The following is an 18,205-nucleotide window of genomic DNA, read 5'->3' on the forward strand; positions in this document are numbered from 1 at the left end:
AAGCTGCACACGTCACGCCGGAAACAGGTCCGATTCACCCTCAGGCGCACCTGAGTTATGCAGTTTCACACGCGATCGAGGCCATCTAGGCTGACGGGCATGGACGAGTCGCCCGGACTCCCGACGAGCGCAGCGGAGTGGGCCCGGCGCGCGCAGGCCGCGGCGGACAGCGTCAACGTCGGCTACGGACACCGATTGCTCGGCTTCGTCCCGGGCACGTGGCTCGCCCGGACGGCCAGGCCGGCCCCGGCCGGAGGCGGTCCGTGGCACTACTGGTGGCAGGCGCACTACCTCGACTGCCTCGTCGATGCCGCGTGGCGCCGGCTCGGTGACCCCGCATCGCAGGGACGTGACCCCGCAATGTTGGGAGGTGACCCCGCAACGTTGGGAGGTGACCCCGCATCGCAGGGACGTGACCCCGCAATGTTGGGAGGTGACCCCGCAACGTTGGCCCTCGCCCCCCGGCTCCTGCGCACCATCCGCCTGCGCAACGCGTTCCGCTTCGAGAACGACTACTACGACGACATGGCCTGGCTCGCCCTCGCCGCGGGCCGCGCCGAGGCGCTCATCCAGCGCCTCCGCCGCCGCGGCCTGCGCGGTGCCCGCACGGCCGCCCGCGTCCTGGGCCGACAGCTCGCCTCCGCCGACACCGCCGAGCTCGGCGGCGGGCTCTTCTGGAACACCCGGCGAGACTTCAAGAACGCCCCAGCGACGGCCCCCGCCGCGCTCTTCTTCGCGCGCACCGGTAAGCGGGAGCGCGCCCAGCGGCTCGTCGACTGGCTCGGGGCGCGGCTCTTCGATCCAGACCTGGGCCTCTACCTCGACGGCCTGCGCATCGGCCCCGGCGACACGGCCGAGCTCGTCACGGACGTCTGGACCTACAACCAGGGCCCCGTGCTCGGCGCCCTCCTCGAGCTCGGGGGCGAGGCGAACCTCGCCCGCGCCGAGGCACTCATCGCCGCCGTCGGGCGCGGGCTCACCACCGAGGTAGGGATTCCCGGCGAGCACGGCGGCGCGGCGACGGGCGGCGCGGAGGTGCCGGGCGGCGTCGTGCGGGCCCTCCAGGCCAACGGCGACGGCGACGGCGGGCTCTTCATGGGCATCCTCGCCCGCTACCTCACGGCCGCCGCGGTGCATGGCCGGCTCCCGGCGACGGCGCGAGCGGAGGCCTCGCGGCTCGTCGTGGACACGGCCGAGGCGCTGTGGGCCGGGGCCGAGGAGCGGCGGGACGGCACAGGGCGTCAGCTCCTCACCTTCCCGATGCATCCCGGCCAGCCGGCGTCAACGGCCTACCCGCCGAGCGCGAGGGTCGAGCTGTCCACGCAGCTGCAGGCCTGGATGGTGATCGAGTTCGCGCACCAGCTCACCCGCGCCCCCGGGGAAGCCGAGAAGGAGGCCGAGAAATAGAGCACTCAACAATTGCCTATTCGCCGCGGAGTCGGCAACAATGGCGGCCATATCGGCCGTTTTCTTAGGTGTGGCTAACCTACACGCGGCGGCCGCGTCAAGAGGAGAATCACCATGACGTTCCGCCCCCGAGCCCTCGCCAGCATCGCGCTGGCGGCCGCCGCCGCCCTCGGCCTCGCCGCGTGCGGAGCCTCCCCGGGAAGCCAGCAGCAGCCCACCGAGGACCCCAACGCCCTCACCGTGTACAACGCCCAGCACGAATCCCTCACGAAGGAGTGGATCGAGGGGTTCACCGCGGAGACCGGCATCAAGGTCAACTACCGGCAGGGCTCGGACACGGAGATGTCCAACCAGATCATCCAGGAGGGCGCGGACTCCCCCGCGGACGTCTTCCTCACCGAGAACTCCCCCGCGATGACTCAGGTCGAGAACGCGGGCCTCTTCGCCGACGTCGCCGCCGACACCGCGGCCCAGGTCCCCGCGGAGTACCGCCCCTCGACGAACAAGTGGACCGGCATCGCCGCCCGCTCCACGGTGTTCGTCTACGACAAGACCAAGCTCACAGAGGACAAGCTGCCGAAGTCCCTCCTGGACCTCGCGAACCCGGAGTGGAAGGGCCGCTGGGCCGCCTCGCCGTCGGGCGCCGACTTCCAGGCGATCGTCTCGGCCCTCCTCGAGCTCAAGGGCGAGGCCGCCACCGAGGCGTGGCTGACCGCCATGAAGGAGAACTCGAAGGCCTACAAGGGCAACTCGACCGCCATGAAGGCGGTCAACGCCGGCGAGGTCGAGGGCGCGGTCATCTACCACTACTACTACTATGGCGACCAGGCGAAGACGGGCGAGAACTCGACCAACGTCGGGACGCACTACTTCAAGAACCAGGACCCGGGCGCGTTCGTGTCCGTCTCGGGCGGCGGCGTGCTCAAGTCCTCGAAGAAGCAGGAGCAGGCGCAGGCCCTCCTGAAGTTCATCACCGGGAAGAAGGGCCAGGAGGTCCTGCAGAAGGGCACCTCCTTCGAGTACGCGATCGCCTCGGGCGTCCCAGCCAACGAGAAGCTCGTCCCGCTCGCCGAGCTCAAGGCCCCCGTGGTCGACCCCGCCAAGCTCAACTCGGCCAAGGTCACCGAGCTCATGACCAAGGCCGGGCTGCTCTAGGCCGTGGACCCGGCCCCAGCACCCGCGCCGGCCGCCTCCCGCCCGGGAGGCGGCCTCGCGGCCCCGCGGGCGGCCAGGGGCACGCGCTCCCGCCCGCCCCTCGGGCTGATCGCCGCGGCCTGCCTCGTCGCGGCGGCTTCGCTCGTCCCGCTGGGCTTCGTCGTCGCCATGACGGTCGCGACCGGCTGGGAAACCGCATTCGCGCTCATCCTGCGGCCCCGCACGGGCGAGCTGTTGGGCAACACGCTCGCGCTCATGGCCCTCACGGTGCCCCTGTGCGTCCTGCTCGGCGTGGGCGGCGCGTGGCTCGTTGAGCGGACCGCCCTGCGCGGGCACCGGCTGTGGGCCGTCGTGCTCGCCGCGCCGCTCGCCATCCCGGCCTTCGTGAACTCCTACGCGTGGGTCTCGGCTGTCCCCTCGCTCGAGGGCGTCCTCTCCGGAACGCTCATCGCGACTCTGTCCTACTACCCGCTCGTCTACATCCCCGCGGCCGCGACCCTCGCCCGCCTCGACCCGGCCATCGAGCAGTCCGGGGCGTCGCTGGGGCTCGGCCCCTGGGCTGTCTTCCTCCGCGTCGTCCTGCCCCAGCTGCGCATCGCCATCTCGGGCGGGGCGCTGCTCGTCGCACTGCACCTGCTCGCCGAATACGGCGCCTTCGCCATGATCCGCTTCGACACGTTCACGACGGCGATCATGGAGCAGTACCGCTCGACCTTCAACGGCGCGGCCGCGAACATGCTCGCGAGCGTCCTCGTGGCCGCGTGCCTGGCCCTTCTGCTCGTGGAGGCCCGAGTCCGCGGCAGCGCGAGGTACGCCCGCCTCGGCTCGGGCGCCCAGGCCGTCCCGACGAGGCTCGCGCTCGGCACGTGGCAGGCGCCCGCGCAGGCGGCCCTCGGCGTCGTCGCGGCCCTCGCCGTCGGCGTCCCGCTCGGGATCGTGGGCCGGTGGGCCGCCGCGGGCGGGCCCGGCGTCTGGCAGACGGCGGAGCTCGGCCGTGCCCTTGGCTCGAGCCTGGGGCTCGGGCTGCTCGGCGCGCTCGCGGCGACCGCCGTCGCGTTCCCGATCGCGTTCCTCGCCGTGCGCTACGCGGGCCGGCTCAGCCACGGCCTCGAGCTGGCCAACTACGTCACGAGCGCGCTGCCGGGCATCGTCGTGGCCCTCGCGCTCGTCACGGTGTCGCTGCGCTCCGTGCCCGGCGCGTACCAGACGACGGGCCTGCTCGTGGCCGCGTATGTGCTCCTGTTCCTCCCGCGCGCCCTCGTGAACCTCCGCGCGGGCCTCTCCCAGGCGCCGAAGGAGCTCGAGGAGGCCGCCCAGGCCCTCGGCACTCCCCCGCTACTCGCCTTCACGCGGGTGACGCTCCGGCTCTCGGCTCCCGCGGCCGCCGGCGGCGCCGCCCTCGTCTTCCTCGCCGTCGTCAACGAGCTCACCGCGACGCTCCTGCTCTCCCCGATCGGTACCAAGACCCTCGCGACGGAGTTCTGGAGCCTCTCGAGCGAGATCGACTACCGGGGCGCCGCCCCGTACGCGATCCTCATGATCGCGCTGTCGGCGCCCATGACGTACCTGCTGTTCCAGCAGTCCAAGAAAGCAGCCGGACAGTGACCGAGCAGAAGCAGGGCCCTGCCCCGGCGGCCGGTGCGGCGCGGCCGCCCGAACCACGCATCGCGCCGGCGGCCGCACAGGCCCCCGAGGACACCGACTGGCACCTCGAGATCGAGGGCGTCACGAAGGCCTTCGGGGCCCTGCAGGTGCTCGCGGGCATCGACCTCACCGTCTTGCGCGCAGGCACGACGGCGATCGTCGGCCCGAGCGGGTCGGGCAAGACGACGCTCCTGCGCCTCATCGCGGGCTTCGAGGCCCCCGACGCCGGCCGGATCCTGCTCGACGGCCGCGAGGTCGCCGGCGGCACGTGGGTCCCGGCGCACCGGCGCAACGTCGGCTACGTCGCGCAGGACGGCGCCCTCTTCCCGCACCTGTCGGTGGGGCAGAACGTCGCCTTCGGGCTCGACGGCGCGCGGTACCGGGGGCGGCGGGCCGTCGCCGCGCGCGTCGAGGAGCTCCTGCACATGGTGGCCCTTGACGGATCGTACGTGCGCCGCCGCCCGCACGAGCTCTCGGGCGGGCAGCAGCAGCGCATCGCCCTCGCCCGCGCGATGGCCCGCGAGCCGGAGATAATGCTCCTCGACGAGCCGTTCTCGGCCCTCGACGCGGGGCTGCGCGTCGCGACGCGCCGCGCGATCGGCAGGGTCCTCGCCCACGCCGGCGTGACCACGGTCCTCGTGACCCACGACCAGGCCGAGGCGCTCTCCTTCGCCGACCAGGTCGCCGTCATGCGCGGGGGCAGGCTCGTGCAGATCGGCAACCCGTTCGTCGTCTACACGCGGCCCGCGGACCGCGCGACGGCGGAGTTCCTCGGCGACGCGGTGATCCTCGACGCGTGGCTCGAGGGCTCGCTCGCGATGTGCTCGCTCGGGGCGATCCCCGTGCGCCGCCCGACCGTCCAAGGCCGGGTCCAGCTCATGCTGCGCCCCGAGCAGATCCGGATCGCGTCGGACTCGCCCATCCACGGCACGGTGCTCGACTGGGACTACTTCGGCCCCGAGTCCTCGGTCCGGATCAAACTTCCCGAGCGTCCCGCGGACCCGCGCATCCCCGGCGGCGGCGAGGTCATCACGATCCGGCACTGGAACGCGGCCATGGCCCGGGCAGGGATGGACCTCGCGCTCAAGGTCATCGGCGAAGGAGTCGCCTTCCCCGTCGTCTGACCTCCGCCCTTCCCTTTCGGGTACGCATCTCGATCTCGACGCACCTTTCCCGTTCCTGGTACGCATCCCCCATGCGCTTTCGCCGTTCCTGGTACGCACGACGGCGGGACTCACCCGGGCGGGCACGCGCCGGCGCCGCCGGACGCACCGGGGCGGCCGCCGCCGTCGTGCGCCGCTACGCTGGCTCCATGGCCGACGCACCCTCCGACCGTTGGACCGCGAGCTCCGCGCTGACCCGCTCGCGGCTCGCACCGAACCCCGGCCCCATGAGCCTCGACGGGACGAACTCGTACGTGGTCGCCGCGCCGGGCGCCGGGTCGACCGTCGTCGTGGACCCGGGCCCGCTCGACGGCGAGCACCTCGCCGAGCTCGCCGCCGCGGGACGCGTCGAGCTCATCCTGCTGACCCACCACCACCCGGACCACACCGAGGCCGCCGGCGAATTCCACCGCATGACGGGGGCGCCGGTGCGCGCCCTCGACGCGGCCCTGTGCCTCGGCGCCCCGCCGCTGGCCGACGGCGAGGTCCTGGAGGCCGCCGGCGCGCGCATCGAGGTCATCGCGACCCCGGGGCACACCGCGGACTCGGTCTGCCTGCACCTGCCCGACGACGGCGACGACGGCTCGGTGCTCACGGGCGACACGATCCTGGGCCGCGGCACCACGGTCATCGCCTTCCCCGACGGGCGCCTCGGCGACTACCTCGCGTCCCTGCGCCGCCTCGAGACCCTCGGGGACGCCGCTGTGCTCCCGGCGCACGGACCGGTGCTGCCGAGCGTCGGCGAGATCGCGCGCGCCTATCTGGCCCACCGCGAGGAGCGGCTCGGGCAGGTCCGCGCGGCGCTCGCGCAGCTGGGACCAGACGCCCCGATCGCTGCGGTCACCGACGCCGTGTACACGGACATCGACCCGTCCGTGCGCCGCGCCGCCGAGAACTCCGTCGCGGCCCAGCTCGACTACCTCCGCGGCTGGGCGTAAACCGACGGCACGGCCGGAAAGGCCGACGGCCCGAAAGTCCGACGGCCCAACCGGAAAGGCGACGGGCCTAGAACAGACTGAACCGCGTGAACTCCCCGGTCGCGGGCCCGATCGTGGCCTCGACGCCGTCCACGCGCCCCGGCGTGTTCCCCGAGCGCAGCCAGTCCAGGAGACCCTCGACCTCCTCGCGCGTGCCCTCCGCGGTCACCTCGACCGTGCCGTCGAGCAGGTTCCCCGCCGAGCCGACGAGCCCGCGCTTCTCGGCCTCGCCGAGGGTCCAGTAGCGGAACCCGACCCCCTGGACGATCCCCCGCACGGTCGCGTGCAGCCGCGCCTCGGGTACGTCCGCCGGCACGCCCTCAGCCTCCCCCTCCGCGCCCCTATGGCGCCCCTGCCGGAACCACGTCATGGTTCCAGTGTCGGCCGGAGCGCCGCGCCGGGCCACCCCTCCCGCAGCCCGGGCGGGTCAAGTAGCGTGGCCCGCATGAGCGCCCAGGCACCGCTTCAGCCGTCCCTGCACCGCCAGCATGTGGTCCTCGGGGCCCCCACCCAGCTCTGGCTCGATCCGGACGGGCGGCTCGAGCCCGGCGCGCCGGGAGGGGGCCTCACCGGCATCTTCCACGGGGACACCCGCTTCCTCTCCCGCGCGCTTGTCACGGTCGACGGCGCCGAGCCGCAGCCCGTCGGGGTCTCCGGCTCGGGCTCCCGCCTCACCGTGGACGGCCTCGCCCGCGCCATCCCCGGCCCCACCCTCGACCCGGCCGTCCGCGTCCGCCAGCACTGGAGCGTCGAGCCCGGCCGCGTGCGCCACCGGATCGAGCTCAGCACGTCCCTGGACCGGCTCGAGTGCACGCTCGCCGTGCACCTCGGCGCGGACTTCGCTCCCATGGACGCCGTGCGCGTGGGCGGCGCGGGCGAGCCCGTGGCCCCGGAGCCGCAGGACGGCGCCGAGCTCCGCGCCGGGCTGGCGTGGTCGCACGGCGCGCACTCCGCCGAGGTCGCCGCCCGCGCCGGGCAGCCGTCGGGGACGCCGGCGGCCGCGACGACCGCTATCGACGAGGAGGCCGACGACACGGACGGCTTCCCCACCGGCCACCCGGCCCTGACGTGGGCGGCGGTTCTCGGCCGCGGCGAGCCATTCCGCGCGGAGTGGAGCGTCGCGCTCGAGGACGCGGACGCCGTCGTGCTCGCCGCTCAGGACGCGCCGGTGGCGGCCGAGGCGCGGCAGGACTCCCTCGGCCGGCTGCTCTCCTCCTCGCTCGAGGAGCTTGCGGGCCTGCGGCTCGCCACCCGCAGGGTGCCGGACGCGCCGTTCCTCGCCGCGGGCGCGCCGTGGTACTTCACGCTGTTCGGCCGCGACTCGCTGTGGGCGGCCCGGCTGCTCCTGCCGCTCGACACCGCCCTCGCGGCCGGGACCCTGCGCGCCCTTGCGGCGTACCAGGGCACCGAGCACCGCCCCGAGTCCGCCGAGGACCCCGGCAAGATCCCGCACGAGGTGCGCGCCGGGGAGCTCGTGCTCGACGGCGGCCCCGGCGGGGACCAGCTGCGCCTGCCGCCGGTGTACTACGGGAGCGTCGACGCGACGCCGCTGTGGCTGTGCCTCCTCGGCGAGCTGTGGCACACGGGCCGCTCGCCCGAGACGGTGCGCTGGCTCCTGCCGCAGGCCCGGGCGGCGGCCGAGTGGCTCGTCGCGGCGGGCGCGGACTCCTCGGGCGGCTTCCTCTCCTACCGGGACGAGACCGGCCACGGGCTGAGCAATCAGGGCTGGAAGGACTCGGCGGACGCGATGCAGTTCCTCGACGGCCGCCGGGCCGTGGGGCCGATCGCGCTCGCCGAGGTCCAGGCGTACGCGCACCAGGGCGCCCTCGAGGCGGCCGCGCTCTTCGAGGAGCTCCGCCCGCCGGGCGGCGGCGAGGGGCTGCGGGCGCAGGCGACGGCGCTGCGCGACTTCGCGGCCGGGCTTCGGGCCCGCTTCCGCGAGCGCTTCTGGGTCGAGGACGAGGCGGGCCGGTTCCCCGCGATGGCGCTCGACGGCGCAGGGTCGCCGCTCGATGCGCCCGGCTCCAACATGGGCCACCTGCTCGGCACCGGGCTCCTGTCCGAGGAGGAGGCGGAGACCGTCGTGGCCCGGCTGACGGGGCCCGAGCTGTTCAGCGGCTTCGGGATCCGCACGCTCGCGACGTCGGCGGCGGGCTACTGGCCGCTGAGCTACCACTGCGGCTCGGTGTGGAGCCACGACACGGCGATCGCCGTGCGCGGAATGCTCGCAGACGGGTTCCGGGCCGAGGCCGCAGCGGTGGCCAGGGGGCTCGTGCGGGCCTCGGAGTCGTTCGGGCACTCGCTGCCCGAGCTGTTCTCGGGCGAGGGATCCGAGGAGACCGACCACGCCCTGCCATATCCCTCCGCGTGCCGTCCGCAGGCGTGGAGCGCGGCCGGCGCGGCGGTCGCGGCGCAGGCGCTCGGCCGCTGAGCCGGGGGACCCCGGGCCGCTGAGCAGGGGCGCCCCCGGGCCTCACCCCCTGCGCAGGTCCGCGAGCGCGGCGGAGAACCGGTCCCCGAGGAGGGCGAGCCGCTCGGCCGGCTCGTTGCTGAAGACGATCCGCAGCTGCCGGTCCGCGACGTCGCCGCCCCAGCCGGTCATCGCCGTGGCGGCGACGCCGTGCCCGAGCAGGGCGTCCGAGACCTCGCCGGGGGCGAAGCCGAGCTCCCGCGTGTCGAGCACCTGGGACCAGCCCCCGGCGGCCGGGACCGTCGGCATCTCCGCGAGCTGGGAGCAGACCGTGTCGCGCCGCCGCTGCCATTCGGCGACGCACCCCGCCAGCCCGTCGTCGGCCGTCAGCGCCGCCGCGAGTCCCGCCTGCGCGATCCCGCCCGGGGTGATCCCGTTGTAGATGTGCACGACGGACAGGTCCGGCATGACGGCGGCAGGGGCCGCGATCCACCCGATGCGCCAGCCGATCATGCGCTGCTCCGCCGACGGGGCCCCGACCACGACGGTCCGTTCGCGCATGTCCTCGAACGCCTGCGGGCACACCACGGCGGCGCCGTCGTACACGATCCCCTCCATGAAGGACCAGTAGATGAGCCACAGGTCGCGCTCGAGGCACAGCCGCGTGACCGCCTCCCATTCCGCCGCGTTCAGGAGATAGCCGGTGGGAAACGACGGGTTCTGGAGGAACAGGGCGCGGGTCCGCGGGCCCGCGGCGGCGGCGAGCGCGTCGAGGTCCATGCGCCATGCCCCCGAGGCGCGGGCCATCGGCACGAGCCGCGGGACGCACCCCGCGAGCCGGACGCGGTTGAGCATGCCGGCGTACGTCGGGTCGGTGAGGATGACCTCGTCGCCCGGGTCGGAGAGGGCCAGGAGCGCGTCGAGGAGGGCGTCTCCCTCGCTCGTGGTCAGGACGATCTCGCGCTCCGGATCGTAGGCGACGCCGGAGCGCCGCTCGATGTGCCCGGCGACGGCGCGCGCCGCGCCGAGCTGCCCCGTGAACGGCAGGTATGAGTTCGCCTCGTCCCGCCCCACAGTGTCCCGCGTCGCCACGATCGCCGCGGCCGGAGGCCGCAGGTCCGTGTCGAGGTTCTCGAGACGGAGCATGTCCGGATCGGCCTCGGCAGCGGCCGCGACGCGGTCGATGGTGAACCCGTGGACGTCCCTGAGCCGCTCTGGTCTGGTCCTCATGTCTCTTCTCCTACGGCGTGCGCTTCTGCGGATACACGGTCTCGCGCCGCACGAGCATGTCCACGAACTCGGCGATCTTGCGCGCCCGCGTCTCGGGCCGCTTGACCTGGGTCGTGCGGTAGATGAGCGCGAAGCGGTTGGTCGAGGTCAGCACGTCGAACATGGCCTGCGCCTCGGGCACGGCGGCGATCGCGGCGGCGAGATCCTCGGGCACCTCGGCGGCCGCCGCCCCGGCGTAGGCCATCTCCCAGCGGCCGTCCGCCCGGGCGGCATCGATCGCGGCACGACCGGCCGGCGTCATGCGCCCCTCGGCCTCGAGCCGCCCCACTCGCTCGACGTTGTTCTTGGACCACCGGCTCGTGCGGGTCCGCGGTGTGAAGCGGATTGCGGAGCTGCCGGCGTCGCGGGTGCGCAGCTGCCCATCGATCCAGCCGAAGCACAGGGCCTCGAGCACGGCGTCCTCGTATTGCAGCGCCGTGACCGTCCCGCCCTTCTTGTGCAGGACGAGCCAGACGCCGGGGCTCCCGCCGTGGTGCTCGGCGAGCCAGCCGCGCCACGCGGCGGCGTTGGGGACAAGGAGTTCGGGCAGTTCGGGGGCCATGGGCCCACTCTCGCCGGGGGCCGGGACGCGGCGCAAGGGCCGCACGACGGATCAGCCCGGGAAACCCGCGGGGCGGCAGCAGTGGGAGGATGGAGCGAGCCGAAAGGAATCCGATGCTGCGCGTCCGCCCCACCCGCTACACCTCCGCCCTCCCGCAGCTGCGCGGGCTGTTCGAGTCCCTGGGCCTCGTCGCGACCGAGGAAGGGGACGGCTGGGCCGTTCTGGACTCGGCCGGCGGCCGGATCCGGCTCCAGTCCGTCCCGGCGGGCGCCGCGGAGGACGGAGCGACGCTGTTCGGCGTCGAGATCCGCGAGCCCCGGGAGTTCGCCCGTCGCACGCTCGAGGACGGGGGCGACGCGGTGCTCGAGGACAGCCACGGCGGGCCGCGCGTGCGGGTGACGGGGCCGGACGGTCTCACGTTCCTCGCCGAGCCGACGGCGCACGCCGCCCAGTGCGCGGACGCCGATCCCGCCGTCGCCGTGCGCCTCGAATGGCTCACGCCGGACGTGCCCGGCGCCCTCGCGACGCTCGCCTCGATCGGCGCGCGCCCCCGCGCGACGCATGCGTCGGAGCCGGCCCCCGCCGCCCCGGCCGTCCAGCCGAGGGCCGAGCCGCTCGGCACCGAGTTCACGGCCAAGAACGGCGGGGTCCTCGCCGCCCTGCCCGCGCCGGTGCCCGCCGTGGGCGGGATCGTCCTCGAGTACGACGGCGACCTGGCCGCCTTGGGTGCGCGTCTCGCCGCCGCCGGGTGGTCGCCCGGGAAGGGGGAGGCACCCGGCCGGCCGGGCGCCGTCGTCCGCCTCACCATCCCGGTTGCGGACGGAAGTCCGGTCGTCATCCTCCCTGCCCCCGCCCCGCATGCGGTAGAACAGTAGGCATGGAAGTGCGTACCCCCGACCCGTACCCCGGCTGGCTCTCCCCCGAGGACCTCTACGAGGCGCGGAACCGGCTGCCGATGCTCTATGTCGAGGCCCTCCCGGTGCGCCTCGACCCGCTCGGCTACGTGAGCGAGGTGGGTCTCCTGCTCCAGGCCGACGACGAGGGCAACATGATGCGCAGCCTCGTCTCCGGCCGGGTCCTGTACAAGGAGACGATCCGCGGCGCCCTCCTGCGCCACCTCGAGAAGGACCTCGGGCCCCTCGCGCTGCCCCAGCTTCCCGTGAGCCCGGTCCCGTTCACGGTCGTCGAGTACTTCCCCTCGCCGTCCCAGACCGGCTTCGTCGACGAGCGGCAGCACGCCGTCGCCCTCGCCTACGTCATCCCCGTGGCCGGCGAGTGCCAGCCGCGGCAGGACGCCCTCGAGCTCACGTGGATGGCTCCCGCGGAAGTGCTCAGCGTCGAGGTCCAGGCCGAGTTCGTGGGCGGTCGCGGGGAGCTCGTGCGGCAGGCGCTCGCGTTCGCGGGGTACACGCCGTAGGGCCCGTGCCCACAGCGACCCGGGGTCCCCTCGTGGACTGCATCCTCCGTGCCGTATCCTCCGGCGCCGCGCGCCTCAGTCCGGCCGTTGTCGTTCCGTCCTAGGCTAGAAGGCGGACCGACAGCCAGCCCGGAGGATCCCCCTATGCAGCACCCAGGACCGCACGAGACGCACGGAGCCGCCGAGTTCCACGAGATCGACGCCCATGAGCTGCGGCCGGGGCAGCGCCTTCTCCTGCCCGACGGGGCTGACAGCGCGGAGATCCTCGAAGTCGACACGGTCCTGGACGACTACGACCGGCCCGCCCTGTACTTCGTGGTCTTGGACAACCACGCGAACCTGCGGGTCGCCCACGGCACGCGGGCGAAGGTATCCCGGGGCAAGGCGCCGCGGCCGGCGGACCTGCTCTTCTCTGGCCCCACCGCCGAGATGGGGTCCCCGGACCGCGAAATGGGGTCCCCGGACACCGAGATGGGGTCCCAGGACGCCGAGATCGGGTCCGCGGCGCACGACGCCGGCCGCCCGCCGTCGTCGTTCGACCCACCGGCGGAGGCTGCCGCCCCGCTCGACCCCGCCGCCGCGCCCGACCCCACCCTCGCCGACCCCGCGGGCATCCCCACCCGGCCCCTGCTCCCGCCCCGCGGCCCGTCCGAGATCACGCTCGACACGGGGGACGTTGTCGTCGTCCCGGGCGCGGCGCCCCCGCGCGGCGGCGGCCCGAGCCCGGAGCTCCTCGCCCGGATCCCGGCCCGCGAGGAGAAGCCCGAGGACCTCATGCGGCGGCTCGACGCCGCGCACCCAGGCCGGCACACGGTCCACGAGCTCGCCGAGCGCCTCGCGCGGGGGATCAACGTCAAGTCCGGCGCGTGCCTGGCGAACCTGAGGGAGCTCGCCTACGAGCTCTACATCGGCCAGCGCGACGCGGACGGCGCTCTCGCCGTCGCAGACCTCCTCGCCGTCCTGCCCTACGACGGAAACCCGGGCCGCTGGGCCTCCATCGAGTCGGCCCTCGGCCTGGCAGCACACCTCGCGCGCGAGCGCGGCGAGACCAACCGGGCGGACGCCTACGGGGAGCTGCTCAGGGCCCCCGAGACCGCGGAGACGGACCCGTTCCGGGCCCGCATGGCCGAGCGCGTGCGCCAGCGCGCCCTCAACGAGCCGAACCTCTACGACAAGGAGGTCTCCCGCGCGGTCGAGACCAAGGACCACAGCGAGGAGCGCGGCTGGCGCATGCTCCGCCTCGGCGCGCTCCTGCACCTGCGCGCGCACGGCGGCTCCGAGTCGCTCGCCCAGGACGAGCTGGACCGGCGGATCGAGGTCGAGCTCGACGCCGTGCGGGCCTGAGACGGGAGCCTTCCTAGGAGGCCCGCCCGAGCTCGCGGAGCTGCCCCTCGAGCCGCTGGAAGAGGATGGCCGGGCCGTTCGGGTTGGGCAGCTGGGTGTTGATGAGGATCGCGATGGTCGTGCCGGTGGCCGGGTTGTGCAGGGTCAGGGCCTGGTAGCCGAGGCCGGTTCCGGTGTGGCCCCACCAGCCGTCGATCTCCCCTGCCGCGAGCCCATAGCCCGTGTAGTAGGGGCTTCCCGGGCTCTCCACCGAGGGGTTGGAGAGGGAGGCGAGCTGCTGGTTGTGCAGCACGGGCGGCAGCAGCTGCCCGGAGCCGAGGACCCGCCCCCACGCCAGGAGGTCCCCGACGTCGCCGAAGAGTCCACCCGAGGCCCCGTAGAGGCTAGGGCTGACCTGGGCCAGCCCGATCAGTCCGGCCGCACGGGACGCGTAGGGCTCGGCCACGGCGCCCGCCTCCGCGGGGTCAGAGCCACCGGCGTAGTCGACGGAGGACAGGCCCAGCGGCTCCAGGATCCGTGAGCGGACGGCGTCCTCCCAGCTCTGGCCCGTCACCTCGTGCACGATCTCGGCCAGCACCAGCGTGTTCGAATTGCTGTACCCATAGGCCGTTCCCGGGAGGAACCCGAGCGGGACACCGAGGGCGTAGCCGAGCAGCTCGTCGTCGGTGAAGGCGCCCGTGTAGTCCCTGAGGAGGCGCTCGGAGAAGGCCTTCGTGGAGGAGAACTCGGCCAGCCCGGTGCGCATCGCGAGCGCCATGCGCACCGTGATGTCCCGCCCGACCGGCTCGCCGTTGTAGGTGAGCATGGCGATCCCGGGGACCCACTCGGCGACCGGGTCGTCGAGCCCGATCCGGCCTTCGGCGACGAGCTGCAGGACCACCGTCCCCACGAAGCTCTTCGTGATGCTCCGGTAGGCGGAGCGGGTCTCGCGGGTCCACGGGTGTTCAGCGTCGGCGCCCCCGAGGGCTGTGGCGTAGCGCGCGGTCACCCCGGAGCCCGTGTCGGCCCCGGTCGATACAGCCACCGCGATCCCGGCGGCGCCCTGCTCGCTGAGGAACCCCCGGACCGTCGCCTCGATCTCCTCGGGGAGGTCCTGCCAGGCCGGCTGCCCGGACGACGACGCAATGCCGGCATCCCCCGTGCCGGCGCCGGCCGCCTGGGCCGGCGCGGTTGCCGGCGGAGTCTGGGCCAGCCCGGTCTGGGCTGGCACGGTCTCTCCCGGCGGGGTCTGGGCGGCCGCGGTCTCTGCCGGCGCGGTCTGGGGCGCCGTGGTCTCTGCCGGCTCGGTCTGGGCCGGCGCGGTCTGGGCCGCGGGAGCCTGGGCCGGCGCGGCGCTGAGCTCGGACGGTCCGCCGCCCCTCGGCCCGAGGATCAGGGCCCCGACCGTCGCCACGGCGAGCAGGACCAGCGCGACGATCGCCCGCGCGGGGCGCCGTCGGCGTCGTCCTCGGTCTCGGCGGCCCACAGTCGTCCTTCCAGGTGCGGCCCCCCGCTCGGCCCACGATAGGCGCGCAGGCTGTGCCCACGCTGTGGATCGGCTGAGACGCCCCTCCCCGGGCGTGCGGCAGACTGGGTGGGTGCATGATCCCGTCCCGCGCCACCCGCGCCAGTCCGAGTTCTCCTTCACGGTCGGCGCCCGCCTCACCGGGGAGGACGGCGCGCACGACGGCGGGCCCTCCTGGGGCAGGACCGGCACCATCAGCACTCCCCACGGCGAGATCCGGACGCCGGCGTTCATCGCCGTCGGCACGAAGGCGACCGTCAAGGCGGTGCTGCCGGAGTCGATGGCCGAGCTCGGAGCGCAGGCGCTGCTCGCGAACGCGTACCACCTCTACCTCCAGCCCGGTGCGGACATCGTCGATGAGGCCGGCGGGCTGGGCCGGTTCATGAACTGGCCCGGCCCCACGTTCACCGACTCCGGCGGGTTCCAGGTGATGAGCCTCGGCTCGGGGTTCAAGAAGGTCATCGACATGAAGGGCCCCCAGGGGGGTGGCCCACTACCCGGCGGGGCGGGGTCCGACGACGCGGTGGCGCCCGGCAAGGAGCGACTCGCGCACGTCGACGAGGACGGCGTGTGGTTCAAGAGCTACCTCAACGGGGACCGGCACCGGTTCACGCCGGAGATCTCGATGCGGGTCCAGCATCAGATCGGGGCGGACATCATCTTCGCGTTCGACGAGCTCACGACCCTGCACAACTCGCGCGCGTACCAGGAGGAGGCGCTCGAGCGGACGCGGCGCTGGGCGGAACGCTGCGTCGCCGAGCACTTCCTCCTGACCGACGAGCGCGCCGGCAGGCCGTACCAGGCCCTGTTCGGCGTGATCCAGGGCGCGCAGTACCAGGACCTGCGCCGCAAGGCCTGCTCGGACCTGGGCGCCATGCCGTTCGACGGCTTCGGGATCGGCGGCGCGCTCGAGAAGGAGAACCTGGGCACGATCGTGGGCTGGTGCTCCGAGGTCCTGCCCGAGGACAAGCCGCGGCACCTGCTGGGCATCTCCGAGCCGGACGACATCTTCGTGGCCATCGAGGCCGGCGCCGACACCTTCGACTGCGTCTCCCCCACCCGGGTGGCGCGCAACTCGGCGTTCTACACGGCCGAGGGCCGGTTCAACCTCGCCGGCGCCCGGTTCCGGCGCGACTGGGGCCCGCTCCAGGACGGCTGCGACTGCTACACGTGCGCGAACTACTCGCGCGCGTACATCCGGCACCTCTTCAAGGCCCAGGAGATGCTCTCGCACACGCTCATCTCGATCCACAACGAGCGCTTCGTCGTGCGGATGGTCGACGGCGCGCGGGCGGCGATCGAGGACGGCACCTTCTGGGAATTCAAGGACGAGACGCTCGGGCGGTACTACGGGGCGGGGGCAAGCCCTGCGAGATAGCCCTTCTCCCACGAGATGGTCCCTGAAGTTCCCGTGCAGAACGACCATCTCGAAGGAGGACGACCACCTCGACGGACGGCGGCCCCCGGGGTCAGCGAGCGGCCCGGCTGGAACGCGCCTGGTGCCCCGCCGCGAGCTGCACGGCCACGAGGGTGCCGACGCTGAACGCGAGCACGGAGCCGAGGATCACGAGCAGGGGCGGCGTCCACGATCTGGAGGCGTCGTGGACCAGGCCGACGAGGGTCGGGGCCGTCGCGGCGGCGGAATAGCCCAGCCCCTGGACCCACGCGGACATCCGCCCCGCGGAGGCCTGGTCGGGGGCGATCCGCATGACGGCCGTGAAGATGAGCGTGATGCCCCCGCCCTGGGCGGCCCCGCCGAGGGAGCACCAGAGCGCCCAGAGCTCCGGCGCGGCCAGGAGCCCCACCGGCACCGTGAGCCAGAGCGCGGCGAGGACCACGGCCGCCGTCGTCGGCCCGGCGAAGCGCGCGAGCAGCGGCGTGCCGAGCGCGCCGAGGATGGCGAGGATCTGGAACAGCGAGGCCCCGGCGCCCGCGGCGTCCGCGGAGAGCGCGAGCTCGTCGCCCAGGAAGCTCGGAAGCCACGCCGTCACGCCGTAGTAGGAGAACGCCTGCCCGCCGAAGCCCACCACGAACGCCACGAGGATCCCCCGCCCCGGGCGCCGCACGTCCTTCGGGGCCTGCGCGGGCGGGCCCGCGACGGCGGGCGCGAAGGCGCCGCGAAGGCCGACGGCGGCCGCCCAGACCCCGAGCGCCACGAGGGCGAACACCGCGCTCGCCGCGAGCGAGAGCCGCCAGCCCGCGGCCGCGGCCAGCGGCGCCGAGGCGACCGAGGTCAGGAACGCGCCGACATTGAGCGAGGCGGTGTACACGCCGAGCGCCATGCCCTGACGGGCGGGGGCGAAGTCGCGCCGGATGATGAGCGGGACGGCGATGTTGCCCACCGTGATCGCGACGCCGATCAGGACCGTCCCGAGCATGACGACGACGGTGCCGTTCACCGAGCGGAGCACGACGCCGGCCAGGACGCCCAGGAGCGTGAGCGTCACCGCGACCTCGGCCCCGAGCCGGCGCGCGCACAGGGAGGCGAGCGGCGAAGCCAGGGCGAAGCACAGGACGGGGATGCCCGTGAGCAGCCCCAGCTCCGAGGCCGAGAGCCCCAGCTCCGCCGAGAGGGGCCCGACGACGGGCGCGACGCCGACGAAGGGGCCGCGCATGGTCAGGGCGATGAGCCCGATGGACACGAGCAGCAGCCCCGCGCCGGCGGCCCGAGAGCGGGCTCGGGCGGACGCGGGGGCAGGGCTGGGATGGGGGCGCATTGCCTTTCGGTCTATCATGGGGAACCCCTTGGCCTCCCGGTTAGCCCGGCACGCACCGCGGGAATGCGCTTTCCTAGCCTGTGATCTTCACCCCACCGGATCTACGGAGGACCCTCCAGGAGCGCCGGCGTCTGCCAGACTTGCGGCGTCGGGCATTCTCGGGGAGGTGGACGCATGGGTTCGAGGGGAACCGAGCGCGTGACGCTCGGCGGCGCGGCGATCGCCCTGGGGACCGCCGTCACGTGCCTGCTCTTCGGCATGGTCATGGGAGTGGCCGCGGGCAGCGTGAGCCGTGCCCTCATCGTGCTTGTCGTGTCAGTCCCGGTCGCCGCCCTCGTGGGCGCGCCCCTCGCGTGGCTGACCGCGAGGCTCATGGCCCCGGTGCGGCATCAGTGGTGGCACATCGTGGCCTTCGCGGGAACGGGCGCCCTGGCGAGCGCCCCCATGGCGCTCTATCTCACCAGGGGCCAGCCCGAGCCGTTCGCCGTCCTGACCCTCGTGCCCGCGGCCTGCGCCGCGGTCGGCCGGGCATCGATCTGGCGCCTCGCGACACTCCATGACGGGCCGAGCCACCATGCCAACGCGGAACGTCCCGGATCACACGGGGTGTGATCCGGGACGTTCCGAGAGGAACCA

The 18,205-nt window shown here is 74.0% G+C and carries 16 protein-coding genes; 11 read left to right on the plus strand and 5 right to left on the minus strand.

The annotated features are described in order from the left end of the window. Positions 1-99 precede the first annotated feature (99 nt). From BV907_RS08955 to BV907_RS08975, 5 genes are all read left to right on the plus strand, one after another. Positions 100-1,407 (plus strand): glycoside hydrolase family 76 protein, encoded by a 1,308-nt coding sequence (locus BV907_RS08955; RefSeq protein WP_077489378.1) that lies wholly within the window; start codon positions 100-102, stop codon positions 1,405-1,407. Positions 1,408-1,521: 114 nt separating this feature from the next. Beyond that, positions 1,522-2,562 carry an iron ABC transporter substrate-binding protein gene (locus tag BV907_RS08960; RefSeq protein ID WP_077489379.1) on the plus strand — a complete coding sequence of 347 codons (1,041 nt, stop codon included), beginning with the start codon at positions 1,522-1,524 and terminating at the stop codon, positions 2,560-2,562. Positions 2,563-2,667: 105 nt separating this feature from the next. After that, positions 2,668-4,167, plus strand: coding sequence for an ABC transporter permease (locus tag BV907_RS08965; RefSeq protein ID WP_139346686.1), 1,500 nt, complete (start codon positions 2,668-2,670; stop codon positions 4,165-4,167). A 59-nt stretch (positions 4,168-4,226) separates the two neighbouring features. Then, the gene (locus BV907_RS08970) at positions 4,227-5,330 is read left to right on the plus strand and encodes an ABC transporter ATP-binding protein (protein ID WP_077489420.1); all 1,104 of its coding nucleotides are present in this window, start codon (positions 4,227-4,229) and stop codon (positions 5,328-5,330) included. 188 nt (positions 5,331-5,518) lie between these two features. Next, positions 5,519-6,307 carry an MBL fold metallo-hydrolase gene (locus BV907_RS08975; RefSeq protein ID WP_077489380.1) on the plus strand — a complete coding sequence of 263 codons (789 nt, stop codon included), beginning with the start codon at positions 5,519-5,521 and terminating at the stop codon, positions 6,305-6,307. A gap of 67 nt (positions 6,308-6,374) precedes the next feature. On the opposite strand, the gene BV907_RS08980 is transcribed toward BV907_RS08975, so the two are convergent. Continuing rightward, the gene (locus BV907_RS08980; RefSeq protein ID WP_077489381.1) at positions 6,375-6,716 is read right to left on the minus strand and encodes an acylphosphatase; all 342 of its coding nucleotides are present in this window, start codon (positions 6,714-6,716) and stop codon (positions 6,375-6,377) included. 75 nt (positions 6,717-6,791) lie between these two features. Here BV907_RS08980 and BV907_RS08985 point away from each other — a divergent pair, with 75 nt between their 5' ends. Further along, on the plus strand, positions 6,792-8,777 hold the full coding sequence (locus BV907_RS08985; RefSeq protein ID WP_077489382.1) for a glycogen debranching N-terminal domain-containing protein: 1,986 nt from the start codon (positions 6,792-6,794) through the stop codon (positions 8,775-8,777). Positions 8,778-8,819: 42 nt separating this feature from the next. On the opposite strand, the gene BV907_RS08990 is transcribed toward BV907_RS08985, so the two are convergent. Then, positions 8,820-9,986, minus strand: coding sequence for a pyridoxal phosphate-dependent aminotransferase (locus BV907_RS08990; protein ID WP_077489383.1), 1,167 nt, complete (start codon positions 9,984-9,986; stop codon positions 8,820-8,822). Between the two features lie 10 nt (positions 9,987-9,996). Further along, a complete protein-coding gene (locus BV907_RS08995; RefSeq protein WP_077489384.1) occupies positions 9,997-10,587 on the minus strand; it encodes a YdeI/OmpD-associated family protein in 591 nt (196 codons plus the stop codon). Positions 10,588-10,700: 113 nt separating this feature from the next. Between BV907_RS08995 and BV907_RS18315 the strand changes: the two genes are divergently transcribed. From BV907_RS18315 to BV907_RS09005, 3 genes are all read left to right on the plus strand, one after another. Further along, complete coding sequence (locus BV907_RS18315) at positions 10,701-11,462, plus strand: VOC family protein (protein WP_139346680.1); 762 nt, start codon at positions 10,701-10,703, stop codon at positions 11,460-11,462. A gap of 2 nt (positions 11,463-11,464) precedes the next feature. Next, the gene (locus BV907_RS09000; RefSeq protein ID WP_077489421.1) at positions 11,465-12,004 is read left to right on the plus strand and encodes an NUDIX hydrolase family protein; all 540 of its coding nucleotides are present in this window, start codon (positions 11,465-11,467) and stop codon (positions 12,002-12,004) included. 144 nt (positions 12,005-12,148) lie between these two features. Next, positions 12,149-13,348, plus strand: coding sequence for a DUF6707 family protein (locus BV907_RS09005; RefSeq protein WP_077489385.1), 1,200 nt, complete (start codon positions 12,149-12,151; stop codon positions 13,346-13,348). Positions 13,349-13,361: 13 nt separating this feature from the next. Here the strand turns inward: BV907_RS09005 and BV907_RS09010 are convergent, their stop codons facing one another. Then, positions 13,362-14,813, minus strand: a complete 1,452-nt coding sequence (locus tag BV907_RS09010) for a serine hydrolase domain-containing protein (RefSeq protein ID WP_077489386.1) — start codon at positions 14,811-14,813, stop codon at positions 13,362-13,364. Positions 14,814-14,925: 112 nt separating this feature from the next. On the opposite strand from BV907_RS09010, the gene tgt reads away from it, so the two are divergent. Then, a complete protein-coding gene (gene tgt / locus BV907_RS09015; RefSeq protein WP_245827872.1) occupies positions 14,926-16,230 on the plus strand; it encodes a tRNA guanosine(34) transglycosylase Tgt in 1,305 nt (434 codons plus the stop codon). A 91-nt stretch (positions 16,231-16,321) separates the two neighbouring features. Here the strand turns inward: tgt and BV907_RS09020 are convergent, their stop codons facing one another. Continuing rightward, positions 16,322-17,587, minus strand: a complete 1,266-nt coding sequence (locus BV907_RS09020; RefSeq protein WP_425441617.1) for an MFS transporter — start codon at positions 17,585-17,587, stop codon at positions 16,322-16,324. Positions 17,588-17,743: 156 nt separating this feature from the next. On the opposite strand from BV907_RS09020, the gene BV907_RS09025 reads away from it, so the two are divergent. Next, the gene (locus BV907_RS09025) at positions 17,744-18,181 is read left to right on the plus strand and encodes a hypothetical protein (RefSeq protein WP_077489389.1); all 438 of its coding nucleotides are present in this window, start codon (positions 17,744-17,746) and stop codon (positions 18,179-18,181) included. Positions 18,182-18,205: the final 24 nt, after the last annotated feature.

The sequence above is a fragment of the Sinomonas mesophila genome (assembly GCF_001999765.1).
In the GTDB taxonomy this organism is placed as follows: Bacteria; Actinomycetota; Actinomycetes; order Actinomycetales; family Micrococcaceae; genus Sinomonas; species Sinomonas mesophila.